6 protein-coding genes and 1 pseudogene are annotated in these 4,247 nt (G+C 33.3%); 4 read left to right on the top strand and 3 right to left on the bottom strand.

Annotation, left to right across the window (positions count from 1 at the left end):
• A partial coding sequence (locus IDG60_RS07660; RefSeq protein WP_206160589.1) for an alpha-glucoside-specific PTS transporter subunit IIBC occupies positions 1–1,080 on the top strand: 1,080 nt, incomplete at its 5' end.
• Positions 1,081–1,145: 65 nt separating this feature from the next.
• On the opposite strand, the gene IDG60_RS07655 is transcribed toward IDG60_RS07660, so the two are convergent.
• Positions 1,146–1,676, bottom strand: coding sequence for a hypothetical protein (locus IDG60_RS07655; RefSeq protein ID WP_000904065.1), 531 nt, complete (start codon positions 1,674–1,676; stop codon positions 1,146–1,148).
• A gap of 267 nt (positions 1,677–1,943) precedes the next feature.
• Here IDG60_RS07655 and IDG60_RS07650 point away from each other — a divergent pair, with 267 nt between their 5' ends.
• From IDG60_RS07650 to IDG60_RS07640, 3 genes are all read left to right on the top strand, one after another.
• Complete coding sequence (locus IDG60_RS07650; RefSeq protein WP_000486810.1) at positions 1,944–2,861, top strand: bile acid:sodium symporter family protein; 918 nt, start codon at positions 1,944–1,946, stop codon at positions 2,859–2,861.
• Between the two features lie 74 nt (positions 2,862–2,935).
• Positions 2,936–3,571: an HAD family hydrolase gene (locus IDG60_RS07645; RefSeq protein WP_000285450.1), complete on the top strand. Its 636-nt coding sequence runs from the start codon at positions 2,936–2,938 to the stop codon at positions 3,569–3,571.
• 10 nt (positions 3,572–3,581) lie between these two features.
• Positions 3,582–3,773, top strand: a complete 192-nt coding sequence (locus IDG60_RS07640; RefSeq protein WP_000971980.1) for a hypothetical protein — start codon at positions 3,582–3,584, stop codon at positions 3,771–3,773.
• 95 nt (positions 3,774–3,868) lie between these two features.
• Here IDG60_RS07640 and IDG60_RS07635 read toward each other — a convergent pair whose 3' ends face one another.
• Complete coding sequence (locus IDG60_RS07635) at positions 3,869–4,054, bottom strand: hypothetical protein (protein WP_000205307.1); 186 nt, start codon at positions 4,052–4,054, stop codon at positions 3,869–3,871.
• Positions 4,051–4,247: pseudogene (locus tag IDG60_RS07630) on the bottom strand (hypothetical protein); the annotation flags it as partial. The pseudogene IDG60_RS07630 and the gene IDG60_RS07635, both read right to left, overlap by 4 nt.

Here is a 4,247-nt window from a genome sequence, read left to right as displayed (position 1 = left end):
ATTTCATTTTTTGTGATGTTACCATTAGCAGCAATTACTTGTGTTATTTGGCCAACTGTTCAGCACGGTATTGGTTCAATGCAACACTTTATCATCGCTTCAGGCTATATCGGTGTTTGGCTGTACCACTTCTTAGAACGTGTATTAATACCAACAGGATTACATCACTTTATTTATGCACCAATTGAAGTTGGACCAGTAGTAGTCAATCATGGCTTGAAAGCTGAATGGTTACAACATTTAAATGAGTTTGCTAAGAGTACTAAGCCATTAAAAGAGCAATTCCCTTATGGCTTTATGCTTCAAGGAAATGGGAAAGTATTTGGATGTTTAGGTATTGCTTTAGCAATGTATGCTACGACACCTAAAGAAAATCGTAAAAAAGTAGCAGCATTACTTATTCCTGCAACATTAACAGCAGTCGTTGTAGGTATTACTGAGCCATTAGAATTTACATTCTTATTCATCGCACCATACTTATTTGTTTTACACGCAGTTTTAGCAGCATCAATGGATACTTTAATGTACGCATTTGGTGTTGTAGGTAACATGGGTGGTGGCTTGTTAGACTTTATTTCAACAAACTGGTTGCCATTAGGTAAAGAACATTGGGGTACTTATGTTGCACAAGTTATTATCGGTCTGATATTTGTAGCGATTTACTTCTTCTTATTCAGATTCTTAATTTTGAAATTTGATATTCCATTACCTGGACGTAAGAAAACAGAAGAGGAAGTTAAATTATTTTCTAAGCAAGATTACAAAAATAAAAAAGGTGATAGCGTAGATTCTAAACGTGCTTCAACAGGTAATGAATACGAAGACAAAGCTGCGTATTACCTCGACGGTTTAGGCGGCAAAGAAAATATCAAAGATGTTACTAACTGTACAACAAGATTACGCTTAACTGTTTATGATGAAAGTAAAGTTGCGGATACGGAATATTTCACGCATCAACAAATGGCACACGGATTAGTAAAGAGTGGTAAGAGTATCCAAGTTGTAGTAGGTATGACAGTACCACAAGTTCGTGAAGCATTTGAACAAATGGTTGAGGATCAATCGTCCGAAGATAAATAATACAAAAAAAGACACATCACTATACGCAATCATTGTAAATGATCATCGTATAGATGTGTCTTTTATTATGATATACGAGCTTTGCTCATAGATGACGATCTATAATTGGCAGATAGAATGTCGATATTTCTAGTTGCAATCGTATGTAACAATTTAGCAAATATTTCTGGCGTACATATAATATGTGCATGAGACTTATTCAACGTATAAGTGATATCAGTGTGATTTTGGAACATATTCATAATATCGATGACTTTGTCTTTAATGAAAGCATCTTGCAAGCCATCAATATTGATATCGAAACGCTTTGCAGATTGATATAAATTATCAGAATCAAGTAATTCATTTATTTTCTTTGGTGAAAGTACTTGGAAAATACTATACTGATGAAAACTTAAAAATGAAATGAAGTATGGAAGTTGTTGCTTTGGTAAGCTAATTTCTAATACATACTGATTAAACTGTTTGTTTATTGAGAATTGCAACGCATCACAAAATTGTACACTTTTGCATAACTTACTTAATTTTTTTCTAGTAGTACGGTCATTTAAACCGGCGATGTTGATGATGTATGTTTCGAATTTATCAATTAACATGTGAGGACCTCCCGAGGAATACATGGCATTAAATACACGTTTAATATTTATAAAGGTGACTTAATTTTGTTCAAGTTGATTTTACCACGCTTTTTTTCTTTATTCACTAAGACTTTTGAATGAAGTTTAAAATAATTGTTTATCAGTGATAAAATATTTGCAATAAGAAGAGAATGGCTAAATAATCTTAATTTTCAGAAAAGTAATTGTAACCTTACTGGTCTTATGGTAATATTTTTCAATATTATCGACGAGGATGTGTTAACAATGTTTCAAAAATTGAGTATATTTGCCACGAAGAGTTTTTTGGTATGGATGTTAGTAGCAGCTGTTATTGGATTTATTTTCCCACAACATGTTGCGACATTAGGTAAGTGGGTACCTTATTTACTTGGTATTGTTATGTTAGGTATGGGATTAACAATTACACCTAATGATTTCAAAATGGTCTTTAAAGCACCTAGAGCAGTAATTATTGGTGTCTGTCTACAATTCAGTATTATGCCCACATTAGCATTTATAATTGCAAAGTCTTTTCATTTACCACCTGATATTGCTGTTGGCGTAATATTAGTTGGATGTTGTCCGGGTGGGACATCAAGTAATGTAATGAGTTATTTAGCCAAAGCTAACGTAGCACTTTCTGTTTCTATTACGACGGTCTCTACGTTGCTAGCGCCATTCGTTACACCTGCGTTAATATATCTATTTGCAAATGAATGGTTGGAAGTATCTTTCCTGAGTATGTTGTGGTCAGTTGTTCAAGTTGTATTAATTCCAATTGCTTTAGGTATTGTTTTGCAAATTATTAATCGTAAAATTGCTGAAAAAGCTTCTACAGCTTTGCCGATTATATCAGTTGTTGCTATTTCATTAATTTTAGCAATAGTTGTAGGTGGCAGTAAGCACCAAATCTTAACTACAGGATTATTAATATTTTTAGTAGTTATTTTACATAACGTATTAGGGTATACGATTGGATATTGGTTAGCTCGTCTTTTAAAATTAGATCGACAAGATCAAAAAGCAGTCAGTATTGAAGTTGGAATGCAGAACTCTGGTTTAGCTGTGTCATTAGCAGCATTGCATTTTAATCCAATTGCAGCAGTACCAGGCGCAGTGTTTAGTTTCATTCATAATATAACAGGGCCTATTTTAGCAAAGTATTGGTCAAAAAAGTTATAATTGCACTAATAGAATGAAGTGGTCATCGGACTATGTTAAGCTTTGATAAAGAGAAAAAATAGAGGAGTAAATATATGTATAGAGCAGTTATATTTGATTTCGATGGAACAATAATAGATACGGAACAACATTTATTTAATGTTATTAATAAACATTTAGAGATGCATAATGCCGATCCTATAAGCATTGATTTTTATCGTTCTTCTATTGGAGGAGCAGCTACAGATTTGCATGACCATTTAATTAAAGCGATTGGTTCGGAAAATAAAGATAAACTTTATGAAGAACATCATCTTACTAGTACAACATTACCGATGATTGATACGATTAAATCATTGATGGCATTTTTAAAGCAACGTCACATTCCTATGGCAATTGCCACAAGTAGTGTGAAAGCGGAAATAATGCCCACCTTTAAAGCATTAGGTCTAGACGATTATATAGAGGTAGTTGTTGGTAGAGAAGATGTTGAACAAGTTAAACCTGACCCTGAATTATATTTATCTGCAGTACAACAATTAAATTATATGCCGACACAATGTTTGGCTATTGAAGATTCTGTAAATGGTGCAACAGCCGCGATTGCAGCTGGATTAGATGTTATTGTTAATACGAATAAAATGACAAGCGCACAGGACTTTTCTAATGTAGATTATGTAGCAAAAGATATTGATTACGATCAAATTGTAGCGCGTTTCTTTACGAAATAGGAGGCGTATCATGATGGGTTACATTATATTGTTTTTTCTAGCTGGTCCAGTAATTTTAGGCGTTGGAAATTTGGTGATTGGTCCTATATTTAACAAACAGACACCATTTCGCGTGCAAGTAAGATCTTTTGTTGTTGGTTCAATGATTTACTTAATACTCGCAACAATTGGCTATTTTTTACTATTACAAGGTAAACTTTAACGAGAAAACCACCTTACCTCATTAAATGGACGACCATATGTATGTGAAATGGCAGAACGTTCATGTTTATGTATGAGATAGGGTGGTTTAAATAGTTACATATATTTTAATAATAATGTCACGATGATAAGTACAATTAAGATAATATCTATGCCTACCATAATTGTAGCTCTTGTTGCATTACTTCCTTGTTCTTTTGCTGATTTCATAGCACGGTAGTTTGGCACAAAGCTAATAATTAGTAAGATTAATACAATTACACCAATTAATGCTGTTGTCATGATGAACGACCTCCTTTATTTTTTTCAATCAATTCCCAAATAAACGTAGCAATCACACCGATGATTAACCCAGTGATGACACCGATTTGTACCGTTAAAAATATGGCGCCGAAAATGATACCAATAATTAATGCAATCGGTAAAGTCGTACCGAGTTTAATCTTGCGCTCTGGAGAATTAATAATAGTAAATA

The organism is Staphylococcus sp. EG-SA-2 (assembly GCF_017152085.1).
Note: the sequence above shows the minus strand (reverse complement) of the source record. Positions and strands in the feature narration are given on the sequence as shown.

Excerpts from the sequence above, each read along its gene's own strand:
- IDG60_RS07655 (WP_000904065.1), bottom strand. The coding sequence starts at position 1,676 with ATGTTAATTGATAAATTCGAAACATACATCATCAACATCGCCGGTTTA.
- IDG60_RS07650 (WP_000486810.1), top strand. The coding sequence starts at position 1,944 with ATGTTTCAAAAATTGAGTATATTTGCCACGAAGAGTTTTTTGGTATGG.
- IDG60_RS07645 (WP_000285450.1), top strand. The coding sequence starts at position 2,936 with ATGTATAGAGCAGTTATATTTGATTTCGATGGAACAATAATAGATACG.
- IDG60_RS07640 (WP_000971980.1), top strand. The coding sequence starts at position 3,582 with ATGATGGGTTACATTATATTGTTTTTTCTAGCTGGTCCAGTAATTTTA.
- IDG60_RS07635 (WP_000205307.1), bottom strand. The coding sequence starts at position 4,054 with ATGACAACAGCATTAATTGGTGTAATTGTATTAATCTTACTAATTATT.